Origin of the sequence: Streptomyces rubiginosohelvolus (genome assembly GCF_014649875.1) — a bacterium.
Taxonomy (GTDB): domain Bacteria; phylum Actinomycetota; class Actinomycetes; order Streptomycetales; family Streptomycetaceae; genus Streptomyces; species Streptomyces rubiginosohelvolus.
The window spans coordinates 36446-59538 of record NZ_BMTW01000006.1; the positions used below are offsets into that span (position 1 = coordinate 36446).

The window sequence follows — 23093 nt, forward strand, 5'->3', positions numbered from 1 at the left end:
GAGTGTGCGGGGTGCCGGGCGGGCCTCAGCGGTCCTCGCGGAAGTCGACATGGCGGCGGGCCACCGGGTCGTACTTGCGCAGCACCATCCGGTCGGGGTCGTTCCGCCGGTTCTTACGGGTGACGTAGGTGTAGCCGGTCCCCGCGGTGGAGCGGAGCTTGATGACCGGGCGTACTTCGTTGCGAGCCATGGGCGCTACTATATGGCAATGGTTTCCATTTTCAATAATGGATGCGTCGAAGGAGAGGTAGGTAACTTTCATGTCCGCCCACTGCCAACTGACCGGCTCGAAGCCGGGATTCGGCAACAACATCTCCCACTCGCACCACCGGACGTCCCGCCGGTTCGACCCGAATGTCCAGCGCAAGCGGTACTGGCTGCCCGGTGAGGGACGCTATGTGCGTCTCACGCTGAGCGCCCGGGCGATCAAGACCGTCGACAGCATCGGCATCGAAGCCGCGGTCGCGCGCATCCGTGCGCGGGGGGAGAAGGTCTGATGGCGAAGAAGAGCAAGATCGCGCGCAACGACAGCCGCCGGGCGACCGTCGAGCGGTACGCGGCCCGCAGGGCCGAGCTGAAGGAGATCATCCGCCGGCCCGGCACCCCGGAGCATGAGCGTCTCGCCGCCGTGGAGGAGCTGCGGCGGCAGCCGCGTGACGCCAGTGCCACCCGGGTCCGTAACCGGGACAGCGTCGACGGCAGGCCGAGGGGGTTTGTGCGCAAGTTCGGCCTCTCCCGGGTCCGGATGCGGGAGCAGGCCCACGCGGGATTCCTGCCCGGAGTGACCAAGTCCTCCTGGTGACACCGGGCTGAACGGGCCGGGTGGGGCGGGCGGTGGCGCGGCAGGTTCCGTCGCGCCACCGCCCGAGCCTCCGGTCCCAGTGGAGCGCGGCGGGTTCCGTCGTGCCACCGCCCCCCGCCGGTCTCAGCGGCCGACCGGGTCCGCGTGTGCCCCGTCCCCGGGTGTCACGAGGGCGAGGTGGCCCCCGTCGTCCAGCGGTGTCGGGACGGTCAGGGTCGAGACCAGCGCCGCCTTGTCCGCGTCGAAGACGTGGATCTCGCCGTGGCCGCCCCGGCTGACCGCGACCAGACCCCCACCGGGGGAGGCGGCGACCGCCCGCCGCTGCACGCCGTCCCACGGGGTCCCGCCGCGCCGGGGCGCACCGGACATGGCGGGCAGGGGCAGTCGCGCGCCGACCTCCGGGCGGGATCCGGCGGCCGGGGGAGCGGTGAGGAGGATCAGCTCGTCGCCGTCCGGGTGGACCCGGGTGAACGCGATGTGACGGGCGGTCACCGCGAGCCGGAAGACCAGCCCCGGTCCCAGGTCGAGCCTCCCCGACTCGCCGGTGTCGAGGTGATGCCACCAGGCGTCGTTGGACCAGTCCGGCCACTGTCCGGGGTCGCCCGGCCCGCCGCGCACGCACGACCAGAGCATCCGCCGTACGGGATCGAGCCGCAGGTAGTAGCCGCGCCCGCCGGAACGCCCGTCGGCGGACCAGGGCAAGGGGGCCTCGGGGATCAGGCCGTCCCCCTCCCGTCGTGCGCGGTGCACGCCCGAGCCCGCCGCGGCGAACAGCCGCCCGGTGAGCGGGTCGTGGGCGTCGCCGTGCCCGTCGTCGTCCGGCAGGGCGATCCGTCGCACCGGGACCGCCGGCGGGCAGGAGGGGGCCGACCGCATCAGCTCGCTGTGCCGGTGGACCAGCAGTTCGCCCGGCTCCCGGTGGCGCACCACCACCAGCGGGGACGCTCCGCCGAGGACCGTGACCCCCGGCTCGCCGGTCCGCCCCCGTACGCGTACGGCGACGGCGCCGTCCGGTGCGTCGAGGTCGACGGCCGTCAGCAGTCCGGTCCATGCCTCCTCGTTGCGGCCGAGGCCGGTGGTCACCGCGAGCCGCCGCCCCTCGGGGTCCGCCGCCAGATGCTCGGCGGGGACCGCGACCGGTATCCGCCGCCGGACCAGCGGCCGCCCGGTACCAGGTCCGTACGGATCGAGGACCAGCAACTCGCCCGCCCGGTCGTCGACGCAGGCGACGAGCCCGTCGGGGAGTGCGAGGAAACCCGCGTGCTCGGCGAGGTGCCGGTGGTTCACCTCCGCCCGCTCCGTGCCGTCCGGGAGGTCGAGCAGGCTGACCCGCCCCGCGACATGGTCGGAGACCAGCAGGCGCGGCGGCGCGTGGGGATCGGGGGAGGAGGTGTGGGGCATGGCGAACTCCTGGGGCAGGCAGGGCCGGTGAGGGCGGCGGGGGTGCTGGGGCGTTTCTGCGGCCGGTAGATCCCGGCGGAAGCCCCGCTCACTTTATTGGAAATGATAATCATGTGTAAGGTTTCGGCTTGTGGCGGGGATCGCTCCCGGGGCTCCGCCGCCCGCTCTGCCGCATCCCCGGGACCGCACAGGAACGTTGAGGGACCCGTCGATGCCACGAACCGCGCTGAGAGTCCGCCGCTGGGCCGCGATCGCCGTACTGGGAGGCCTGCTGGCCGGCTGCGGCACCGAGAACGCCGACCCCGGCCCCGGGGAGCCGGCTGCTGCGGCCGGTGCCGGATCCCGTACGAGCACGGAGGTGCGGCCCATCGAGGCCGCCACCCGGATCACCGACGCCAAGGGCGTCCAGGTCTCCCTGCCGAAGCCGCCGGAGAAGATCGTCTGCCTGGTCGCCCTCTGCGACGACATCCTCGTCGAGCTGGGCATGACCCCCACCGCCACCAACTCCCAGGTGCTGGCGCACCCGGAGTTCCTCGGCAAGGAGAAGGCGGCGAAGATACCGGTCGTGCCCGGCGGCTTCCTCAGCCCCGAGGTCGAGGCGATCCTCGCCCACAAGCCCGATCTGGTCATCGGCCTGGAGGACACGCACGGCAAGCTGGCCCCCGCGCTGAAGGGCGCCACGACCTTCTGGCCGCTCCAGCCCGGATCCTGGCAGGACAGCGTCGGCTACCTGCGCGACCTCGCCGCGCTCACCGGCCGCACCGCACAGGGGGAGAAGGCGGAGAAGACCTTCCGCACCCGCCTGGCGGAGGCGGAGCAGCGGAAGAGCGACAAGACCGCGCTGATCATCTACGGCAGCGACGAGAACTTCGGTGTGGCCACCCCGGAGACCGACGTGGCGGCCGGACTGTTCCCGAAGATCTCCCACTACCCCTGGAAGAGCCGGGGCGTCGACGGCAGTTACAGCCTGGAGGAGATCCTCGCCCGGGACGTCGACGTCCTGTTCGTGGAGACCCTGTCCTTCGGCGCGCCCGACGGGAAGCTCTCGGACAAGCTGGCGAAGAACCCGCTCTGGTCCCGTATCCCGGCCGTGAAGAACGGCAAGGTCATCGAGGTCGACTCCGAGGTGTGGGCCAAGGGGCGCGGCACCCGGTCCCTGGGCCTCGTCCTCGACGAGGCGACGGCCGCACTGCGATGAGGCGTCCGCCCGTGGCGCTGCTCTGCCTGGGCGCGGCGGCCCTGGCGGGCGTGGTCTGCGCGCTCAGCCTCGGCACGCCGTACGTCCCGCCCGCCCGGCTCCCGGCCACGCTGGGGTCCGACGGGCTCGCGGGGCTCGTCGTCACCGAACTGCGGCTGCCCCGCATGGTGCTGGCGCTGATCGCGGGCGCCTGCCTGGGCGCCGCGGGCCTCGTCCTCCAGGAGGCCCTGCGCAACCCGCTGGCCGTGCCCGAGATGCTGGGGGTCTCCTCCGGGGCCGCCCTCGGCGTCGCCGCACCGCTGGTGCTGTCCCTGGCCGTCCCGCTCGGGCTCCAGCCGTTCCTCGCCCTGGCCGGGGCGGCGCTCGGCGGTCTGCTCACCCTGGTCGCCGCCGGATTCGGGCGGAGCCCCTCGGCGGTCCTGCTGACCGGGGCCGCCGTCGCCGCCGCGCTCCAGGCCGCCCTGCTGGTGCTCATGGTCATGGCCGACCAGCTCGACCTCCAGCTCATCTACCGCTACCTGCTGGGCAGTCTGTCCGCCCGGACCTGGGACGACGTCACCGGTCTGCTGCCCTGGCTCGCCGTGGCCGTCCCGGCGCTGGTGCTGTGCGTGCCGGCGCTCGGTGTGCTGCGGCTCGGCGACGACGACGCCCGCGCGCTGGGCGTACGGGTGGAGAGGGCGCGGGTGGCCGCGCTGGGCATCGCCGTCGTCCTCATCGCCCCCGTCGTCGCGGTCTGCGGACCGGTGGCCTGGGTCGGGTTCCTCGCCCCGCACCTCGCCCGCCGTCTCCGCCCGGACGGCGGCGCGGCCGGGTGGCTCGTCCGGTCCGCCGTGTGCGGCGCGATCGTCGTGCTCTGCGCCGACCAGCCGGCCCGGCTCGCGCTCGCCCCGGTCGAGACGCCCGTCGGCGCCTGGACGGCCCTGGTCGGCGTACCAGTCGGGGTCCTCCTGCTGAAACGGGGGAGACGGCCCGCCCGGGACCGGGGGCCCGTGTCCCTGCCCGCACCGGTGATGTCGCCGGACGTCCCCGCTCCCGTACTGCGGAAGGCGGAACGATGACCTTCGTCGACACCGCGCCCGTCCCGGCCGGCCGCGTCCGCCGGGCCCTGCGCGCACCGGGTGTCCGGATCGGCGGCCTGGCGCTGCTCGTCGCCGTGGTCGCCTGTGCCGGACTCTTCGCCGGCCGGGGCGTCACCCCCGAAGGCGTGCGGGCCGTGCTGCTCAGGGCGGGCGGGGACCCCACCGCCGAGCACATCGTGCTCCAACTCCGTTTGCCCCGCATGCTGGTGGCCCTGGTCGCCGGGGCCTGCCTCGGGGTGGCCGGGCTCGTGCTCCAGTCCGCCCTGCGCAACCCGCTGGCCGGACCCGAGGTCACCGGCGTCACGCCCGGCGCGGTGCTCGGCGCGGTGACCGCGACCGGCCTCGGCCTCGCGGGCTGGGAGTCCCCCACCGCCGTGGTCGTCGCGGCCTGCGTCGGCGGCTTCGCCGGGGCGGGACTGCTGTGGCTGCTCGCCGGGCGGGACCGGGGCGACCCGGAGCAGACCGCCGTCTACGGGGTCCTCGTGTCAGCGGTGCTCGCCGGACTCACCGCAGTCGTCCTCCTGGTGGCCCCTGGTGAACTCGGCAGCGTCGTCCAGTGGTTGATCGGCTCCACCGAGGGCCGGGTCTGGCAGCACTGGAATCTGCTCTGGCCGTGGGCCGCCTTCTGGGGCGCGGCGGCCTGGCTGCTCGCCGGGCCGCTGACCCTGCTGCGCTGCGGCGACGAACAGGCCGCCGCCGCAGGTCTGGCCACCGGCCGGGGCCGGGGAGCGGCACTGGTGTGCGCGGTGGCGCTGACGGCCGGCGCGGTGTCGGCGGTGGGCGCCCTCGGGTTCGTCGGGCTGCTGGTGCCCCATCTGGCGCTGGCCGTCTTCGGCGCCGATCTGCGCGTCACCCTTCCGGGCGCCGCGCTGCTCGGTGCCGCGGTGGTGTGCGGGGCGGACGCCGCGGCCCAACTGCTGTCCCGGCTGCTGGCGACGGCGCTGGACGCGGACCGGCTGACCCTCCCGGTCGGCGCCCTGACCACCTGCGTGGGGGCGGGGCTGCTGATGGTCGTGGCGCGGCGACGGGCGGACGAGAGATGAGGGAGAGAGCAAGGGAGAGAAGAGTGGAGAAGAGCGCGATGACGAGCGCGGCACCGAAGACCCCGGACGTCGTCCGGGCGGAGGGGCTGGCCTTCGGCTACCCCGGACGTCCGGTGCTGCGTGGGGTGGACCTGAGCATCCGGGCCGGTGAACTGGTCGCCCTGATCGGGCTGAACGGATGCGGCAAGAGCACCTTCCTCAAACTCGCCGCCGGACTGCTCACCCCGAGCGGCGGGCGCGTCCTGCTCGACGGTGACAACGTGGCGCGACTGCCCCGCCGCACCGCCGCCCGGCGCGTGGCACTGCTCCACCAATCAGCACCCGCCGTACCGGGACTGACCGTACGCCAACTCGTACGGCAAGGCCGCTATGCCGCCCGGGGGCCACTGGGAATGCTGCGGGAGGGCGACGACGAGGTGACATCACGGGCGCTCGCGGACGTCGGTGTCACCGCCTGGGCCGACCGGCCCGTGGACGCGCTGTCCGGAGGCGAACGCCAACGTGTCCGGCTCGCCATGGCACTGGCCCAGGACGCCCCCGTGCTGTTCCTCGACGAGCCGACTACCTATCTCGATCTGCGGCACCAACTGGAGGTGCTCCAGACGGTCGTACGGCTGCGCGCGGAACGCCGGCTGACGGTGGTGATGGTGCTGCACGACCTCAACCACGCCGCCCGGTTCGCCGATCGGATCGTCGCGCTCCGGGAAGGCCGCATCGCCGCCGACGGGCCCCCGGCCGAGGTGGTCACCCGGCATCTCCTGGCCGAAGTCCTCGGCGTGGACGGCCGGGTGGGGATCGACGACGAGGGCGGCTGGCCCGTCTGTTACCCAGATCACCCTCTCGATCCACTCCAGCTATTGCGGAATGAAAATCATATTCATTAGTGTCTGTGCTGCGGCACGCACCAACGCCGCGACCCACACCCATCCGATCTGAATGGAGGCATCAACTCATGGAGCAGAACAAGGTGTTCAGCCCGATCGCCGACCAGGGCCAGCTCGCCCACCTCTCCGCCACCCACTCGAACGCCCTCGTCGAGAACCCCTTCGACGACGCCGTCGAGGCCGACACCGCGGCCGAGAAGTAAGCGACTCCTGCCGCTGAAGGCAGGTCTCCCGCGTGGCGCGGGGGCGGGCCCGCCCGGTGACAACCCGGGCGGGCCCGCCCCGTTCAGCCCCCGAACATCCCGTCCCCGCCTTCCCGCCCCCTTCCGATCCGGAGGATTCCGTGACCCGCAGTCGACTCGCTCCCGGCACCGGGATCGTCACCGTTCCCGGCGCCGCCCCCGTGCTCCGGACCTCGGGAGGGGAGTTCCTGCGCATCGACACCGGCGGCGTCACCGGGGAAGCCCTGGTGCGTCGGCTGACGGGCGAGGAGACGCCGGGCGGGCAGATGCCGGGCGAAGACCCGCGGACCGCCGAACTCGCCCGGCTCGTGCAGGCGTTCGAGGCCGGTGGACACGCGGTGTCCGCTCCGCCCCGGGCTCCGCTCGCCGGCCGCACGGTCCACGTCCTCGGCGACCCCGTGCTCACCGGGCCTGTGGCGCGCTGTGCCGGGGCGGAAGGAGCCGAGGTCCGCCGGATCACCCCCGACCAGGTGGCGGGGTTCGCCCGGGCGACCTCGGACCACCACCGCCCCGAAGGGCGTGTCGCCGTGGTGTGGTGCCTGGACTCGCCCGTGCCCGAAGGGCTCTGGGACACGGTGGACCGGCTGCCGGACCGACGTATCGCCTGGCTGCGCTGCCACCGTGAGGGCTCCCACAGCTGGATCGAGCCCCTTGCCGTGGCCCCGGGGGACGTCACCTCCCGGCATGTCCGTCTCCGTAGACTCGCGGCCACCCCCGCCCACCGTGAACTCGCCGCATACTGGGCCGGACACCGCACCCCCGACACCGGCCCCCACCCCACCGAAGCGTCCGCAGCCCTGATCGCCGCGCTGCTCACCGCCGACCTGATCGCCTGGGCCGAAGCCGAAGCCGAAGCCGAAGCTGCGGGACCGGATGGGGCGGGCCTTCCGACCGGCCTTCCGGCCCGCCGTCGGCTGCGGCGGGTCGATCTGCGCGATCTCACCTTCACCGAGCACCCCGTGCTCCCTGTCCCCGACGTCGCGCCGCTGCCCGCGCCGGCCCCGGTCGGGACGCGCGCCGGGGCGGGCGCAGCCGAGGCCCGCCCATGAAAACCCGTACCGTGTCCGTCCCCGCGCCGGACGCCACCCCGCTCGCCACCGACGTATGCCTCCCGGACGGGAACCGCCCGCGTCCCACCGTCCTGATCCGCACCCCGTACGGGCGCGAGGCCCACCGCGCGGAGCTGCGCGGCTGGGCGGCACACGGATTCGCCGCCCTCGCCCAGGACGTACGCGGCCGCCACGGCTCACCGGGGGAGTGGCACCCGTACCAGGATCAGGAGAAGGCGGACGGCGCGGCCACGGTCGCCTGGGCGCGCACGCAGGCGTGGAGCAGCGGGGAGGTCGTCGCCGTCGGTGCCTCCTACGCCGCGTACTGCGCCCTCGTCACCACACTCGACGCCCCCGACGCGGCCCCTGGCGTGGTGCAGGGCGACGGAACCCCCGACGCCGTCATCGCCGCCGTTCCGGCGCTCGGGCTCACCGAGACAGCGCGCGAGCCCGGGGGGCCGGAGCGGTTGTGGGCCCGGGCCGGCTGGTGGGCGGCCCACGGCGACCGGCGCGACTCCGACCCCGACGCCCTGGAACGCGCCCTGGCCGACGACCCCCGGCTGCTCGAACACCTTCCGGTCGCCCGCCTGGCGGAGCGGCTGGCCACGGGTCTGGGGCGTGAACTGCCGTCCTGGCCCCGGCTCTGGGCCGACCGGGAACGCGGCCGCCTCGTCGCGCTCGGCTCCGCCGCCCGCCTTCCCCTGCTCGCCGTCGGCGGCACCCGTGACCCCTTCGCCGAGGACACCGTGGCCCTCTGGCGTGGCTGGGGCGGACCGGCACGTCTGCTGCTCGGACCCTGGGGGCACCACCTGACCGCCGACCGGTCCGTGCCGGCCCGCGCACGCCTCAACCTCGGTGCGCTGTACGTACGGTGGGCCCACGCTGCGCTCGCCGGGCGCCTGGAACCGACACGGCACGGGGCCATCGCCCTGGGCGACAGCGGCCGTTGGCACACCACCCGGGTGCGCGGCACCCACTGGCCCGAGACCGCTCCCGAGGCGGAGTGCCGCTGGCCCTTCGGCTCGTCCACCGGTCTACGGCTGCTCCACGGAGCCGAGTTCAGCGCCGACCCGACGCGCCCCGTGCGCTCCGACGACCTCGCCGTCCCGGTCGACGGCGATCACGCCGACCGCTGTCTGCTGCTCTCGCCGCCGCTGCCCCGCCCGCTCGATCTGGCAGGGACCGCCGTCGCCCGGATCACCGTCACGGCCGACACCCCATCGGCCGACTGGGCCGTACGCCTGACCGCGCTCGACCCGTCCGGCCGGGCCGGTCCGCTGGCCTTCGGCATCGTCCGGCGCACCGGCCCGCCCGGCGAAGCCGCCGACATCACCGTGCCGCTCGGCACCCTCGGCCGCAGGCTGCCCGCCGGGACCAGGCTGCGGGCGGAGATCGCCGGACACCACTTCCCCGCCCACGCCCGCAACCCGCACACCGGCGACGACCCGGTCACGGCCACCCGGCTCGTCCCCTCCCGCCGCACCGTGAACCCCCGGGGCAGCGCCCTCCACCTGCCCGTCGTCGCCCGACGCCGCTACGTCGAGCCCGTACCGGAGATATGCCGTTGACCAGCGCCCTGCCCCTCGAAGCCCTCGTCGACCCCGTCAGCGGGATCGTCCGTGCCGTCGCCCCCGTCGAGCACCCCGCCGGTGCGCCGCCCCGCTACACCGCGATGACCGCCGACGTCGCCGACGCCCGCCGCCTCGGCGCCTGGCCCGCCGACCGGGTCTCGCTCGGCACCACGTTCGGCGACCCCCGGGGCGCCTGGATCGCCGCGGTGGCCGAGGCCGTGGAGCGCTACTGCGGCAACCGGCTCCCGCCGCCCGGCCACCCCCAGGAGCCCCGGCGGGCCACCGCGGCCGAGCTCACCGCTGAGGGGGCCCGCCTCTACGGCCCCGGCGCGCTGCCGACGTACGCACCGTGGCAGTACGGCCGTCCGGGATTCCCGTACGCCGAACTCACCCCCGACACACCGGCGCTGTGGACCCGGGTGGTCGAGAACGGGGAACCCTGCTGGGCCCCCGTCGCCCTGACCCATCTCAACTGGCGTCAGGGAGAGCTGCGTTCGCTGCCCCGCACCCACCACCTCAACTACGCGGGCATCGCCACCGGGCAAGGCCTCGACGACGCCGTCGAGCGCGGGCTGCTCGAAGTCGTCGAGCGTGACGCGCTGGAGCTGTGGTGGCACCTGGACGGACCCACCCGTGGCATCGACCCGGCGAGCGTCCCCGGGCTCACCGAGGACCTGGCCGGCTGCGGGCTGGACGTGCACATCGTGGAGATGCCCTCCGAGTTCGCCCCCTGCGTAGCGGCCCTCGTGCACGATCCCGGGCGCGGTATGTACGCGGCGGGGTTCGCCTGCCGGTACGACCCGGCGGAAGCGGCCCGCAAGGCCGTCCTGGAGGCCGTGCACACCTGGGTGTTCACACAGGGCACGGTGGATGCCGACGGGTGGGTGTACCGGGCGGTCGAGGCCGGGATGCTCGCCCGCGGCCTCTACCTCGACCACCGGGCCGACCGGCGCTATCTCGACGACTGCGGGCCCGAGTTCGCCGCCGTCCGGGACCTCGGCGCCCATGTCCAGGTCTGGCTGGACGACCGGATGGCCCCGCTCGCCCGCCGCTTCACCGAACCCGCCCTGGGCGTCGTCCCGCTCACCGCGATCACTCCCGGCAGCCGCACCGCGCTCGACGCGGCGCTCGCCGCCGGGGGTCACCGGGTCATCACCGCGGACCTCACCACGGAGGACGTGGCGGAGACCACGCTGCGCGTCGCCCGCGTCCTGGTCTCCGGACTGATCCCCAACGCTCCGGCCGCCTTCGGCTACTTCGGCTGCCCGCGTTTCGCGGAAGCGGCGCTGGCCAGGGGCTGGCGCACCCGACCGCCCGCAGCACCCGAGGACTTCACCCTCGCCCCGCCGCCGCACATGTGATGGAGCGCGCCACCATGCCCGATACGCCGGACCGAGCCGCCGCGCCCGTTCGCGAGGTGGGTGCCGTCCTGCCCGCCGCACCGGACCTCCTGCGCGCGGCGCTCGCGGACGCCCGGTCGCCGCGTGCTCCGGAGCTCTCCCCGTACGTTCCGGAGCGCCCGTTCCCGTGGAACGGCGCCGCGACTGCGTACGCCGAGCCCGGGACCGCGATCGACCTGGACCATGTGCTGCGGCTCTCCCTGGCCGCGCCCCCCGGCACACCGGGCCGGCTCCGCCCCGTTCCCTCGGCGGGTGCTCTGCACCCGGTGCGCGCCCATCTGCTGCTCGGCCCGGGGTGTTCGCTGCCGCCCGGGCGTTACGCCTACGACCCGCGCACCCACCGTGCCCACCGGCGTGGCCCGGCCCCCGACGGCGTACCCCCGGGCGCTCTCGTCGTCCTCACCGTGGCCGCGTCCCGTACCGTCGCCCACTACGGCCACCGGGCCTGGCCGCTGCTGCTCCTCGACACGGGTCATGCAGCCGCCGCCCTCGCACTGGCCGGGGCCGCGACCGCCGACGTGCTGGTCTCCCTCGACGCGGACGGCCCCCTCCTGTCCGCCGCAGCCGGAATGCCGGGTGCCCCGGACTGGCAGGACATCTGGCCCGGCACCGAGCCGGAACTACCGCTCGCGGCCGTACGGTTGATGCCCCCGGGCAGTCCCGTCGAGGCCGGGCCGCCGCTTGGCGCCTGGGCCGCTCTGCCCCGGGCCTCGGCCCCGACGCCGCAACCCGGAGCAGACACCACCCCACCCCGTGAACTCGCCGCGGCCCGGCACCTGTTGCACCACATAGCCGAAACACCCGGGCGGCCCGACGGCACCTGGCACCCGGCCCGGCGTCCCGGAGAGCTGACCTACGAGACTCTGGAGTCGCGCCGGAGCGCCCCGCCCGAGGACCTGAACCGCCCGTTGGGGAAGGAGCTGCTCGCCAGGATCCTGGCCACCGCCCGGAGCGCGCGGCCGGACGGGCCCGACTGGACGGTGGCCGTGGGCGGTGCCACCCCGGCCCTGTACGCAGCGGCTCCCGGCAGGCCGGGTCTCGACGTCCGCGCCGTGGGCGACGCGCGTCCCACCCTCGCGCACTGGGCCGCGGGCCAGCAGTGGATCGGCGCCGCAGGCGCGGTGCTTCTTGCCCACGGCTGCCCCGAGGACGCAGCGCGGACCACTGTCCGCAGCAGCCACCTCGTCGCCGGATACGCGGCCGGCGCGGCCCAGGCGTATGCCACCGCACTGGGCCTGTGCTCACGCCCCATCGGTTCCTGGCAACAGGCCGACCTGGGCGCGGCCCTCGGCGACACCCCCGGACGCCACTGGATCGTGCACGGCCTTGCCCTCGGCGCACGCCCGACGACAGCGGCCACCCCGGCCACGCCCGCGGCCACCCCAGCCACGACAGCGGCCACGGCGGCAGCCACTTCAGCCCCCGCACCAACCACCCCACCCACGGCATCCGCCGCCCCCGCGACCCCGTCCGGCGAGGAAGAACGCCCATGATGCTTCACCCCGAACTCCTGCGCGCAGCGCGCACCGCGCGGCGCCCGCTCGGCCTCGCCACCGCCCTGTTCGCGGCGGTCACCGCCACCCACCTCGCCCAGGCCGTCCTCCTCGCCCTCGTGCTCTCCCGGATCGCCCAGGGGGAGACGGCCGCCCTCGCCCCGCTGCTCACGGCCGTGATCGCCGTCGTCCTGGTCCGCGCCGCCCTCGGCCGCGCCCAGCGCCTGATCGCCGTCACGGCCGGTGCCACTGTGCGGGTGAGGCTGCGCGACACGTTGATGGAGCGGCTCGGGGCACTCGGCCCGACAGCGATCACCGGGGCGCGGGCCGGAGCCGTACGCGCCACGCTGGTGGACGGCGTCGAGGGCGTCGACGCGTACATCTCGCGCTACCTGCCCCAACTCCTCATCACCGCCGCCGTACCGCCGCTGCTGCTCCTCGCCGTCACTCTCGTCGAGCCGTACGCCGCCCTCGCCCTCGGGCCCGCCCTGCTGCTCGCCCTCTTCGGGCCGCGCTGGTGGGACCGGCTGCTGGCGCGGCGCGGCAAGGAGCACTGGGACACCTACGAAGCCCTCGCCGCCGACTATTTGGAGGCGCTCCAGGGGATGCCGACGCTGCGCAACGCCGGTGCCGTCGGCCGCGTACGGGAACGGCTGGAGCGGCGGTCGGCCGCCCTGCACCGCAGCACCGTCGCCAAACTGCGGGTCTCGCTCGTCGACACCGGCCTCACCGACCTGGCCGTCCAGGGCGGCACGGTCGCCGCCGTCCTCGTGGCGTGCTCCTCGGCCGCCACCGGCCGCACCGCCGCCACCGGCACCTACCTCCTGCTGCTGCTCGCCTCCGAGTGCTTCCGCCCCGTCCGGGACCTCTCCCGCGAGTGGCACGCCGGCTACCTCGGGGTGTCGGCGGCCGACGGAATCGCCGCCCTGCGCACCGCAGAGGCGGCCGTCCCGGACCGGGGCACCGTGACCGCCGCCTGGGAGACCGCGCCCGAAATCCGTTTCGAGGACGTGCACTTCACCCACCCGGGGAGCGCCCGGCCCGCCCTCGACGGCGTGTCCTTCACCGCTGCCGCCGGGCGCACCACCGCCGTCGTGGGCCCCTCCGGCGCGGGGAAGTCGACGGTGCTGAGCCTCCTGCTGCGGCAACGGGACCCGGACGGGGGCCGCGTCACCGTATCCGGGACGGACACCGCCGCGTACGCCCTCGCCTCGCTGCGCCGGGGCATCGCCGTGGTCTCGCAGGAGACGTACCTCTTCCACGCCACGATCGCGGAGAACCTGCGCATCGTCCGCCCCGCCGCCACGGACGACCACCTGCGCACCGCCGCCCGCACCGCCGGGATCGACGAGGAGATCGGCCGGCTCCCCGACGGTTACGCCACCCTCGTCGGCGAACGCGGCGCCACGCTCTCCGGTGGGCAGCGCCAACGGCTCGCCTTGGCGCGGGCGTTGCTGGCCGACGCCCCGGTCCTGATCCTGGACGAGGCCACCAGCGCGGTCGACGAACGCGGCCAGGCGCGCATCGTCCGGGAGCTCGCGGCGGCCGGGCGCGGCCGCACCTGCATCGTCGTCGCCCACCGGCTCGACGCCGTCCGCCACGCCGACCACATCGTCGTCCTCGACGCCGGCCGGGTGGTCGCGGCGGGCGACCACACCACCCTGCTCGCGGGCGGCGGCGTGTACGCCTCGCTCGTCGCGGCCGGACGCACCGCACAGGAGGAGCGCGCCGCATGACTCCGAACCCCCGCGCGACCGATTCCCCGGACCCGCCCCCGCCCCCGCGCACGACCCAGGCTCCGGACCCGGCCTCGCCCCCGGTCCCACGCAGGACCCAGTGCCCGGACTCGGCACCGTCCGGCGCCCTGCGCTCGCTCCTCCCGGTCCTCGGCGCGCACCGGGCCACCGTGCTGCGCACCTGCCTGGCCGCCCTCGTCGACCAGGCCGCCCTGGTGGCCCTGGTCACCCTCGCCGCGTACACGGTGGGCACAGCCGTCACCGAGCACCGGCCGCCCGCCCCCGGGACCGTCGCCGTCCTGATCGGGCTCGTCCTCCTCCGGGCACTCGCCACCTGGCGCGAGATGGACCTCTCGCACGACCTCGCCTACCGGGTCCTGGCCGAACTGCGCGTACGGGTCTTCGACGGGCTGGCCCGCAGCGCCCCCGCCCGGATCGCGGGCCGACGCAGCGGAGACCTCGCGGCCACCGCGCTCGGGGACGTCGAGGCACTGGAGTTCTTCTACGCCCACGCCATCGCCCAACTCCTCGCCTCCGGTGCGGTCTTCGCGGTGTCGGCGGCCGTGCTGGCCGCTCTCGGGCCCTGGCTGCTGCTCGCCGTCGTGCCCGCCGCGCTGCTGCTGATCTGGTCGCCGCTGGTCGAAGCGCGCGGGCGGGCCGAACGCGGACACCGCACCCGGAGCGCGCTGGCCGAGCTGTCGTCGGAGACCGTGGAGAGCGTCGACGGACTGCGCGAGCTCCTGATGACGGGGTCGCTGAACCGCAGGCGGGCCGGGCTCCGGTCCGCCGGACGGCGGCTCGCCCGCGCGCAGCGCGCCGAACAGTCGTGGGAGACCGGTGCGGGCGCGGCCCGCGACCTGCTGGTGGTCGCCGCCGTCATCGGGGTCGTCGCGGCCGCCGCCCACGCCGCGTCCGCCGGACGCCTCGACGGGGCATGGGCCCCGGCTGCCATGGCGCTCGCCCTGGGCGCCCTGGCCCCGGTCGCGGAATCGGCGGCCGCGCTCGGCCGGGCGGGTGGTCTGCGCGCCGCCGCGGCCCGGGTCAGGGCCGCCGTGCACGCCCCCGCAGGGGCGCCCGCCTCCGCCGCTCCCCGCCCCGTACCCCCGGGCCCGCTCGGCCTGCGGCTGCGCGGCGTGCGGTTCGGCTACGGGGGAGACGCTGTGCTGGACGGCGTCGACCTCACCGTCCGGCCGGGTGAGACCGTGGCCCTCGTCGGAGCGTCCGGGGCCGGCAAGTCGACCTGCGCCCACCTCCTGGCCCGCTACTGGGACCCGGCCGAAGGCACCCTGGAACTCGTTCCCCCCGCCCCGGCTCACCCCGTCGACCTGCGGGACCTCGCCGAGGACGACCTGCGCGCCGCCGTGTCCGTGGTGGGGCAGGAAGCCCCGCTCTTCCACGGCACGCTCGCCGAGAACCTCCGTCTGGGAGCCCCCGGCGCGACGGCGGACGAACTCGACGCGGTGGCCCGGATCTGCGGCGTCGACACCGTCGCCGACGCCCTGCCCGACGGTCTTGACACCCCGGTCGGCGAGCGCGGCGCCACCCTCTCCGGCGGTCAGCGCGCCCGGGTGGCCCTGGCCCGGGGGCTGCTGAGCGGCCCGCGCGTCCTCGTCCTCGACGAGACGACCGCCCATCTGGACCACCGGGGCGACGCGGAACTGGCCCGGGCGCTCGCGGCCGACTCCGCCACCCGGGCGACCCTGGTGATCGCCCACCGTCCGGCGACCGTCCGCAGGGCCGACCGGATCGCGGTCCTGGACGGCGGGCGCATCGTCGAGGAGGGCACCTGGGACGAGCTGATCCGGGCCGGAGGCCCGCTCACCCGCCTCTTCGCCCACGAGCAGTCGCCGGACGCGGTGCTCAGGGAATCGGCTGCTCCGCCCAGATGATCTTCCCCCGGGGCGTGTAGCGCGTGCCCCACCGATGGGCGAGCTGCGCGACGAGGAACAGGCCGCGCCCGCCCTCGTCCGTCGTCCTGGCGTGCCGCAGCCGCGGTGAGGTGTTGCTGGCGTCGGACACCTCGCAGGTCAGCGCCGCCTGGAACAGCAGCCGCAGCCGCACCGGCCCGGAGGCGTACCGGATCGCGTTGGTCACCAGCTCGCTGACGATCAGCTCCGTCGTCATCGACAGCTCCTCCAGCCCCCACGCCTCCAGCTGGCGGGAGACCTTCGCCCGGGTCTCCCCGACCGCCGCGGGGTCCACGGGGACGTCCCACGACACCAGGTGCTCCGGGCTCAGGACATGCGTCCGGGCGAGGAGCAGCGCGATGTCGTCCGGCTGCGGCACGGGCAGCAGTTCCTTGACGACCGCCGGACAGAGATCGTCCAGCGGCAGTCCGCCCCGGGACACCTCCCGGCCCAGACGTTGCATACCGCTCTCGACGTCCCTGTCGGTCCCCTCGATGAGCCCGTCGGTGTAGAGACCGAGGAGGCTCCCTTCGGGCAGGACCACCTCCAGCGACTCGAAGGGCAGCCCACCGAGCCCGAGCGGCGGCCCGGAGGGAAGGTCCGGGAAGGTGACGGCCCCGTCGGGCGTGACGACCACCGGCGGGGGATGGCCCGCCCGCGCCATCGTGCAGCAGCCGCTCGTCGGGTCGTACACGGCGTACAGACAGGTCGCCCCCACCACCGTCGAGCCGCCCCGCTCCGCCGGGCCCCCCGCACGCTCCTCCTCGCTGAGCCGCAGGACGAGATCGTCCAGGCGCGCCAGCAGTTCGTCCGGCGGCAGGTCCATGTCGGCCAGCGTCTGTACGGCGGTACGCAGCCGGCCCATGGTCGCGGCGGCCCCGATGCCGTGCCCGACGACATCGCCGATGACCAGGCCGACCCGGGCGCCGGACAGCGGGATGACGTCGAACCAGTCACCGCCGACCCCGTCCTTCGCGTCCGCCGGGAGGTACGACCACGCCACGTCCACCGCCGTGCCGCCCCGCAGTGTCTGTGGCAGCAGGCTCCGCTGGAGCACCAGGGCCGCGGTGTGCTCCCGGGTGTAGCGGCGGGCGTTGTCCACGCACACGGCGGCCCGCGCCACCAGCTCCCGGGCGGGTGCCACATCGTCCTCGTCGAACGGCACCGGGTTCTGCGACCGCATGAAGGTGGTCAGCCCCAGCACGGTGTCGCGGGCCCGCATCGGTACGGAGATCAACGAGTGCAGCCCGAACTCCCGGATTCGGGCGGCCCGCGCCGGGTGCTCCACCGTCCACCCGTGGCTGTCCGGGTCGAGCGACGGCAGCAGCACCGGGGCGCCCGCCAGCAGGAAGTGCGCGTCGTGCGGCGGCGGCACGAAGTCCACCGCGTCCCCGACCCGGACGACCGCCTCCGGGCAGCCCTCGCGCACCGAGCTCATGCCCGCCCGGCGCATGGCGGGCCGCTCGCCCTCGGCGGGTGTGGCCGACCCGGGCCGGTCACCGCCGAACGGGTTCTCCAGCAGGTCGACGAAGACGAAGTCCGCGAACCGGGGCACCGCGAAGTCGGCGAGTTCCTGCGCCGTACGCTGTACGTCCAGGGTGGAGCCGATACTCGCCCCGGCCTCGTTGACCAGGGCGAGCAGCCGACGCGCGTTCCACCGGTCGGTGACGTCGCGGACCATGTAGCCGATGCCGATCCGCCGGTCCTGGGCGTCGGCCAGTGGGAAGAACGAGCTCGCGTACGCCCGCCTGCGGTGCGGATCGGCCCAGCTCCAGCCCAGGTACTCGTAGTCCGTGATCGCCTCGCCCGTCGACAGGACCTGCCGCATCAGCCGCTCGATGGGCGCCGCAAGAGCTGTCGGCAGCACATCGCCCGGCCGGCGCCCCAGACGCTGCTCACGCGGTACGCCGCCGAACCGCTCCAGGGTGTCGTTGAGCCAGAGGTAGCGCAGGCCGGGGTCGAGCACGGCCATCCCGACGGGGGACCGGGACATGAAGTCGTCCAGCACGGACCCGCTCATCGTCCAGTGCGGGGTGAGCTCCCGCCCGGACACGAGGAAGACCTCCTGCCCGGCGATCTGGAACGAGGCGGTGACCCGCACATCGATGTCCAGGGACCGGCCGTCCCGCCCCCGCAGTGAGACCAGCCCGCTCCACGCCGACCCGGTCCGGCAGCGGGCGGCCACCGCGGCCGTGCGGCGGGGGTCCGGCGGGCCGGTCAGCAGCAGCGCGGCGGACCGGCCGACCACCTCGGCCGCCGGATACCCGAGCAGCGCCTCGGCCCCGCGGGTCCAGCCGATGACCGTGCCGTCCCCGGCGATCACCGCGGCCGCGTCGTCGGCCATCCGCGCCGGTCCCCGCCCGTCCCCGGAGGGCAGCGGGCCGGGCTCCGCCGGGAAGCCCTCATCGGCGGATGCCATTGCACCTCACCACCCTCTGTAGGTTTCCATGGTCGCGCGTCGCCCCGGACCGCGCCCGGTGCGGCGTGCGCGGTACGCGCGCGAGCTGTCCCTCGTTCGGCGGCGTGACGCGGCGGGACGTGCCCGCGTTGGTGGGGTGACAAGCGGTTGCTCGTCCCCCTGCCCCGCGCTGGACCCGTGTGGGTGGATGGCTCCGGCCCCCCGACAGGAGGGCCGGAGCCGTTTCCATGCCCGGGGTCAGTAGCGGAAGCAGATCTCGCGCTCCGGCAGCCACGGCCCCAGCCACTCGGCGGACGGCAGGGTGACGCACCACCGGCGGCCGGGCGGAGTACCGGCCCCCGGCGAGGTGGGCGAGGGGGACACCGGCGGGGAGGGCTGGACGGACGGCGGGACGGTCGGAGACGGGCTCGGGTCCGCCGGAGTGGGGGTGGGGGTGGGCGTCGGTGTCGGGCTGGGGGAGGGCTCGGCGGGCGCGGCCATCTCGGTCATCATCGTCCGGAACACCTTCGAGGACCGCGGATTGCTCCCGCACTGCCAGACACCGTGCGGGCAGTAGTCCGTGACCGTCTGGTAGAGCGGCTCGTGCCGGTCGATCCACTCCAGCATCCGCCGCATGTACTCGGGGTTGTCGCCGTTGCGGAAGAGCCCCCACTCCGGGAACGAGATCGGCTTGCCGCGCTCCGCGGCGAAGTCGACGTGCTTCTGGAGCCCGTACGGGTCGGTGATCTGGTCGTCGAAGGTCTCACCGGGAGGCTGGTCGTAGGAGTCCATCCCGATGATGTCGACGACGTCGTCGCCCGGGTAGCACTCGGTCCACGGCACCGCGTCCCGCCCCCGGCTCGGCGTGAAGTCGAAGCGGAACTCCTGACCGGGCACCGCGCGCATCGCCGTGACGATCCGCTCCCAGTACGCCTTCCAGGACGTGGGATCGGGACCGCACCGGTGCGTGTACGTCGTGCCGTTCATCTCCCAGCCGAGCACGATCACGGTGTCCGGCACGCCCAGCTCCACCAGGCGCTCCGCGAGCCGGGTGAAGTGCTGGTCGTAGTCGCCCGCCGCACCCGCCCGGAGCAGGGTGCGGACCTCGCCGTCCGGGACCCGCTCCTCGTTGCGCTCCAGCATCGGCACGTTCAGGACGAACATCCGGTCCGGGTCCGCCCGTCTCCACTCCGCCCAGGAGTCGAGGAAATCGGGGGAGCCCTCGATGTTCACCCACAGGTCGCCCGGCAGATACGTGTGCCCCACCCGCAGCTCCGCCCCGCCCAGCCAGCGCGAGAACTCGGCCATCCTGCTGACCCCGGCGGGCCCGTAGTCCAGATAAGCCCCGTGTGCCGTACTGCTCCCCGCCCGCGGCCCGCCGGGGGCCGCACCGTCGACGGAATCGGTGCCCGGTGGTGACTGGCCCGCGATGCCGCCACCCGCCAGGAGGCTGAGAGCAAGCGCCGCGATGCAGGAAACGAAGAGTCGGCGCTTTGCCGGCATTGCTCCTCCTGGCTGTGATGAATTCCGGTCGATTCGGCCCGGTGGGGAGAGCGTTTCATCATCATGCCCCGGAGGCATGCGGAGGGAGTCCATTTATCGTATTCGGCGTTGTGGGCGTGCCGTTCAGGTGAATGTGGGGCCGAACGTGAACGGCAGCGAGCCGACGCGGTTGTCGAAATTCGAATCGACGAGTCCAGGGTCGCCCAGATCCCGCATGACGGGACGTCGGTCGATCAGTTCCCGGAACAGGGCCGTCATTTCGAGGCGGGCCAGATGTGCGCCCAGGCAGTGGTGCGGGCCCCCGCCGCCGTATCCCAGATGGGGATTGGGCGAGCGGGTGATGTCGAAGCGATCCGGATGGGTGAAAACCGCCTCGTCGCGATTGGCGGAGGCGTAAATGAGTGCGACTTTCTCGCCCGGGAGGAAAGTGCGACCGCCCAGTGCGCATTCTTCGGTGACCGTTCTGCGGAACTGGATGATCGGAGTCGAATGCCGCACGATCTCGTCGACGGCCCCGCCGATGTACCGGTCGAAGTCGGACCGCAGCAGTTCCCGCTGCTCCGGATTCCGGTCGAGCAGGAACAGCCCGTGCGCGATGGCGTTGCGCGTGGTCTCCACCCCGGCCACCAGCAGCAGCGAGAAGAAGGCCCCCAACTGCCGCCCCGACAGCGCCTCGCCGTCGATGTCCGCACACACGAGTGCCGAGACGAGGTCGTCCCCGGGACGACGGCGGCGTTCCGCGGCGAGCCGCCCCATGACCCACTGCATCCGGGCCAGGGACGCCAGCCCCCGACCGGGGATCCGGATCCGGGCCCGGCCCCGCCGCTCGACGCCGACATGCTCGGAGGCCTGGTCGATCTGCTCGGCGATCCGCGCCCGGTACGCCGTCGGGATGCCCATCAGGTCGCAGATCACCTCCAGCGGCAGCCGCGAGGCCGCCGACGGCACGAAATCCCGGGGCCGTTCGGCGATCAGCTCGTCCACCAGCCGCCCGGCGAGCCGTCCGACGTTCTCCTCGACGCCCGCCAGCAGCCGCGGCGTGAACCGCCGCGAGATGATCCGGCGCAGCGCGGCGTGCTCGGACCCGTCCATGTTGACCATCGAGTTCCCGAACAGCGCCTTCGCCCAGCCGGCCGGCTCCGGAGTGGTGACCCCCGGAGCGCTGGCGAACACTCCGGGCGTACGGCTCGCGGTCCGCACATCGCCATGGCGCACCAGCGCGTAGAACGGCTTTCCGGCGGTACGCGCGGTACCGGGCCGGGGCGTGAACAGCACCGGCGCTTCCAGTTCCCGCAGCAGTGCGAAGGCCCGCAGCCGCTCGGGGCGCGGCAACCGCCAGAACGCCGGGTCGGCCAGATCGACGTCCGCCGCGCGCAGCACACGGTCCCCGGACGACTGATACGGAACGGTCATGCCCACCACCTCCACGGTTCGCCTGGCCATGTTCCGGTCCGCCGGCCACGGGAGCCCCCGCGACGCGGCCCGCCGCCGCCGATCGCCCCGCACCCTCACGCGTTTGCCGGAACGCGACCGCCGCGTGTGCGCCGTACGCCGCACGCACGAGAACTGTTTCGCCACCGCCTCGTTGTCAACATCGCCATCAGAAGCACCTCGGACGAGTTAACGAGAGGCAGGTCGTCATCTCATGAGCCCCACCCCCGCGAAACCGGGCGGCACCCGCATTCCCTCCCGCCGGACCGTCCTGCGCGGAGCCTTCACCGCCGCCGTGGTCACGGGCACCGCCGGTGCCCTGTTCCCGCTGCTCGACCGCGACCCGGCCGCCACGGCCCGGCCCGCACCGGCGCCCGGGCCCGGAGCCGGCTCCGGCTCCCGGGCCACGGCGGAGGAGTTCGCCGAGATGTACCGGGGCCGGGAGATCTGGGGGACGGCGACCGTCGTCCCCGCGGGCGCCCCGGCCGACGACCGGGTCGCGGTCGCCGCCGAACCGGTCACCGAGATCCGTATCGACGGCAGGCCGCTGCACGTCATGAGGCGGGCGGACGGCACCTATCTGAGCGACGTCCGGCACTACGAGTCGTATCCGACGCTGCTGGAGACGGCCCGTGCCGCCGTCGACGAACTCGGCACCGCCCGACTCGCACCGCCCGCCGCGCACCACATGTGAACCAGGAGGACCAGCACCGGTGTACACCCGCAAGAACCAGCGCGACCTCACGCGCACCGAGAAGCGCCGGCTCATCGACGCGATCCTGAAACTGAAGCGCTCGGGCCGCTACGACGACTTCGTCGTCATGCACCGGGAGTACTACGTCATGGACACCGAACGCCGGCCGCGCCCGGCGCACATGACGTCCTCGTTCTTCCCCTGGCACCGCCAGTACCTGCTGGAGTTCGAGAAGGCGCTCCAGCGCGTCGACGCGGGCGTCAGCGTCCCCTACTGGGACTGGACCCAGGACAACAGGCCGACCTCCTCGCTCTGGGCGGAGGACTTCCTCGGCGGCAACGGCAGGTCCGGCGACCGCCGGGTCACCACCGGCCCCTTCGCCTACGCGGCGGGCAACTGGAGCGTCGGCAGGGGCGTCACCGACGAGCACTACCTCACCCGCAACTTCGGCAGGCCGGGCAGCGACCCGGTCTCCCTGCCCACCAAGAACGACCTGGCGCGGGCCCTCAAGGACCCCGTCTACGACACCGCGCCCTGGAACAGCGTCTGCACCGAGGGCTTCCGCAACCGCGTCGAAGGGTGGGGCATCCGGGGCGTGCGCACGGTCGGCCTGCACAACCGGGTCCACCAGTGGGTCGGCGGGCCGATGGCGGGAGCGGCTTCCCCCGAGGATCCGGTGTTCTGGCTCCACCACTCCTTCATCGACCTGCTCTGGGACCGCTGGCGCAAGGCGCATCCCAAGTCCGCCTACCGGCCGGGCCGCAAACCCGCCTCACCGGGCCCGGACCGCGACTACGTCTTCGGCCTCGACGATGCGATGCCCCCCTGGAGGGTGACCCCGAGGAAACTCCTCGACCACAGCAAGGTCTACCGCTACGCCTGAGGCCGGACGGAGGAACGGCCGGCTCCCTCCGCGCGGAGGGAGCCGGCCGTTCCGGAACTACGGGAGATCAGCGGCCGTAGCCGTAGTCGCCGCCGTTGTCGTGGCCGCCGTCGACGTTGGCGCAGGTGTTCCCGAAGGTCGGGTTCAGCAGGCCGATCACGTTGATCGTGTTGCCGCAGACGTTCACCGGGACGTGCACGGGAACCTGGACGGCGTTGCCCGAACCGACTCCGGGGGAACCGGCGGCGAGGCCCTGCGCACCGGCGTCCGCGGACGCCAGGCCGGCGCCGCCGGCGATCAGGGCGCCGGTGCCGGCCATGACAGCGGCGACCTTCGTCATACGAGACATGGAGAACTCCTTGTAAAGAAGGGGGTTGTG

At 74.3% G+C, this 23093-nt stretch carries 21 protein-coding genes; 15 read left to right on the forward strand and 6 right to left on the reverse strand.

All coding sequences use genetic code 11. The features are described from left to right. Window positions 1–25: 25 nt before the first annotated feature. On the reverse strand, window positions 26–190 hold the full coding sequence (gene rpmG, locus IE134_RS15955; protein WP_006129270.1) for a 50S ribosomal protein L33: 165 nt from the start codon (window positions 188–190) through the stop codon (window positions 26–28). Window positions 191–260: 70 nt separating this feature from the next. On the opposite strand from rpmG, the gene rpmB reads away from it, so the two are divergent. Together rpmB and rpsN are read left to right on the forward strand one after the other, a co-directional pair. Then, window positions 261–497 (forward strand): 50S ribosomal protein L28, encoded by a 237-nt coding sequence (gene rpmB / locus IE134_RS15960; RefSeq protein WP_030717314.1) that lies wholly within the window; start codon window positions 261–263, stop codon window positions 495–497. Next, on the forward strand, window positions 497–802 hold the full coding sequence (gene rpsN / locus IE134_RS15965; protein WP_189430825.1) for a 30S ribosomal protein S14: 306 nt from the start codon (window positions 497–499) through the stop codon (window positions 800–802). The genes rpmB and rpsN overlap by 1 nt, the downstream gene beginning before the upstream one ends. Window positions 803–925: 123 nt before the next feature. Here rpsN and IE134_RS15970 read toward each other — a convergent pair whose 3' ends face one another. Beyond that, a complete protein-coding gene (locus IE134_RS15970) occupies window positions 926–2203 on the reverse strand; it encodes a hypothetical protein (protein ID WP_189430827.1) in 1278 nt (425 codons plus the stop codon). Window positions 2204–2414: 211 nt separating this feature from the next. On the opposite strand from IE134_RS15970, the gene IE134_RS15975 reads away from it, so the two are divergent. The 11 genes from IE134_RS15975 to IE134_RS16020 all read left to right on the forward strand — a co-directional run bounded on the left by IE134_RS15975 (window position 2415) and on the right by IE134_RS16020 (window position 15787). Beyond that, a complete protein-coding gene (locus tag IE134_RS15975) occupies window positions 2415–3401 on the forward strand; it encodes an ABC transporter substrate-binding protein (protein WP_030717327.1) in 987 nt (328 codons plus the stop codon). After that, window positions 3398–4459, forward strand: coding sequence for a FecCD family ABC transporter permease (locus tag IE134_RS15980; RefSeq protein WP_189430829.1), 1062 nt, complete (start codon window positions 3398–3400; stop codon window positions 4457–4459). Before IE134_RS15975 ends, IE134_RS15980 begins: the two co-directional genes overlap by 4 nt. Beyond that, window positions 4456–5523 (forward strand): FecCD family ABC transporter permease, encoded by a 1068-nt coding sequence (locus IE134_RS15985; protein ID WP_030717334.1) that lies wholly within the window; start codon window positions 4456–4458, stop codon window positions 5521–5523. Before IE134_RS15980 ends, IE134_RS15985 begins: the two co-directional genes overlap by 4 nt. A 38-nt stretch (window positions 5524–5561) precedes the next feature. Beyond that, window positions 5562–6407, forward strand: coding sequence for an ABC transporter ATP-binding protein (locus IE134_RS15990; protein WP_098019552.1), 846 nt, complete (start codon window positions 5562–5564; stop codon window positions 6405–6407). A gap of 68 nt (window positions 6408–6475) precedes the next feature. Beyond that, a complete protein-coding gene (gene amiA, locus IE134_RS34440; protein WP_006129278.1) occupies window positions 6476–6610 on the forward strand; it encodes a streptamidine family RiPP in 135 nt (44 codons plus the stop codon). A 140-nt stretch (window positions 6611–6750) separates the two neighbouring features. Next, complete coding sequence (locus IE134_RS15995) at window positions 6751–7698, forward strand: hypothetical protein (RefSeq protein ID WP_189430831.1); 948 nt, start codon at window positions 6751–6753, stop codon at window positions 7696–7698. Continuing rightward, on the forward strand, window positions 7695–9266 hold the full coding sequence (locus tag IE134_RS16000) for a CocE/NonD family hydrolase (RefSeq protein ID WP_189430833.1): 1572 nt from the start codon (window positions 7695–7697) through the stop codon (window positions 9264–9266). The genes IE134_RS15995 and IE134_RS16000 overlap by 4 nt, the downstream gene beginning before the upstream one ends. Further along, window positions 9263–10630 (forward strand): YcaO-like family protein, encoded by a 1368-nt coding sequence (locus tag IE134_RS16005; RefSeq protein ID WP_098019520.1) that lies wholly within the window; start codon window positions 9263–9265, stop codon window positions 10628–10630. Before IE134_RS16000 ends, IE134_RS16005 begins: the two co-directional genes overlap by 4 nt. A gap of 14 nt (window positions 10631–10644) precedes the next feature. Next, window positions 10645–12162, forward strand: coding sequence for a nitroreductase family protein (locus IE134_RS16010; protein WP_229823591.1), 1518 nt, complete (start codon window positions 10645–10647; stop codon window positions 12160–12162). After that, window positions 12159–13898 carry an ABC transporter ATP-binding protein/permease gene (locus IE134_RS16015; RefSeq protein ID WP_189430836.1) on the forward strand — a complete coding sequence of 580 codons (1740 nt, stop codon included), beginning with the start codon at window positions 12159–12161 and terminating at the stop codon, window positions 13896–13898. Before IE134_RS16010 ends, IE134_RS16015 begins: the two co-directional genes overlap by 4 nt. Continuing rightward, window positions 13895–15787, forward strand: a complete 1893-nt coding sequence (locus tag IE134_RS16020) for an ABC transporter ATP-binding protein (RefSeq protein WP_229823593.1) — start codon at window positions 13895–13897, stop codon at window positions 15785–15787. The genes IE134_RS16015 and IE134_RS16020 overlap by 4 nt, the downstream gene beginning before the upstream one ends. On the opposite strand, the gene IE134_RS16025 is transcribed toward IE134_RS16020, so the two are convergent. From IE134_RS16025 to IE134_RS16035, 3 genes are all read right to left on the reverse strand, one after another. Further along, window positions 15759–18224: a SpoIIE family protein phosphatase gene (locus IE134_RS16025; protein WP_189430837.1), complete on the reverse strand. Its 2466-nt coding sequence runs from the start codon at window positions 18222–18224 to the stop codon at window positions 15759–15761. The genes IE134_RS16020 and IE134_RS16025 overlap by 29 nt on opposite strands. A 237-nt stretch (window positions 18225–18461) precedes the next feature. Continuing rightward, window positions 18462–19706, reverse strand: coding sequence for a glycoside hydrolase family 26 protein (locus IE134_RS16030; RefSeq protein ID WP_189430839.1), 1245 nt, complete (start codon window positions 19704–19706; stop codon window positions 18462–18464). 123 nt (window positions 19707–19829) lie between these two features. Beyond that, entirely contained in the window at window positions 19830–21119 is a 1290-nt protein-coding gene (locus IE134_RS16035; protein ID WP_098895533.1) for a cytochrome P450, read from the reverse strand. 232 nt (window positions 21120–21351) lie between these two features. On the opposite strand from IE134_RS16035, the gene IE134_RS16040 reads away from it, so the two are divergent. Together IE134_RS16040 and IE134_RS16045 are read left to right on the forward strand one after the other, a co-directional pair. Further along, complete coding sequence (locus tag IE134_RS16040) at window positions 21352–21831, forward strand: tyrosinase family oxidase copper chaperone (RefSeq protein ID WP_189430840.1); 480 nt, start codon at window positions 21352–21354, stop codon at window positions 21829–21831. A 19-nt stretch (window positions 21832–21850) separates the two neighbouring features. Further along, window positions 21851–22714, forward strand: coding sequence for a tyrosinase family protein (locus tag IE134_RS16045; RefSeq protein ID WP_098017156.1), 864 nt, complete (start codon window positions 21851–21853; stop codon window positions 22712–22714). Window positions 22715–22781: 67 nt separating this feature from the next. Here the strand turns inward: IE134_RS16045 and IE134_RS16050 are convergent, their stop codons facing one another. Next, window positions 22782–23063, reverse strand: coding sequence for a chaplin (locus tag IE134_RS16050; protein WP_030717378.1), 282 nt, complete (start codon window positions 23061–23063; stop codon window positions 22782–22784). Window positions 23064–23093 lie beyond the last annotated feature (30 nt).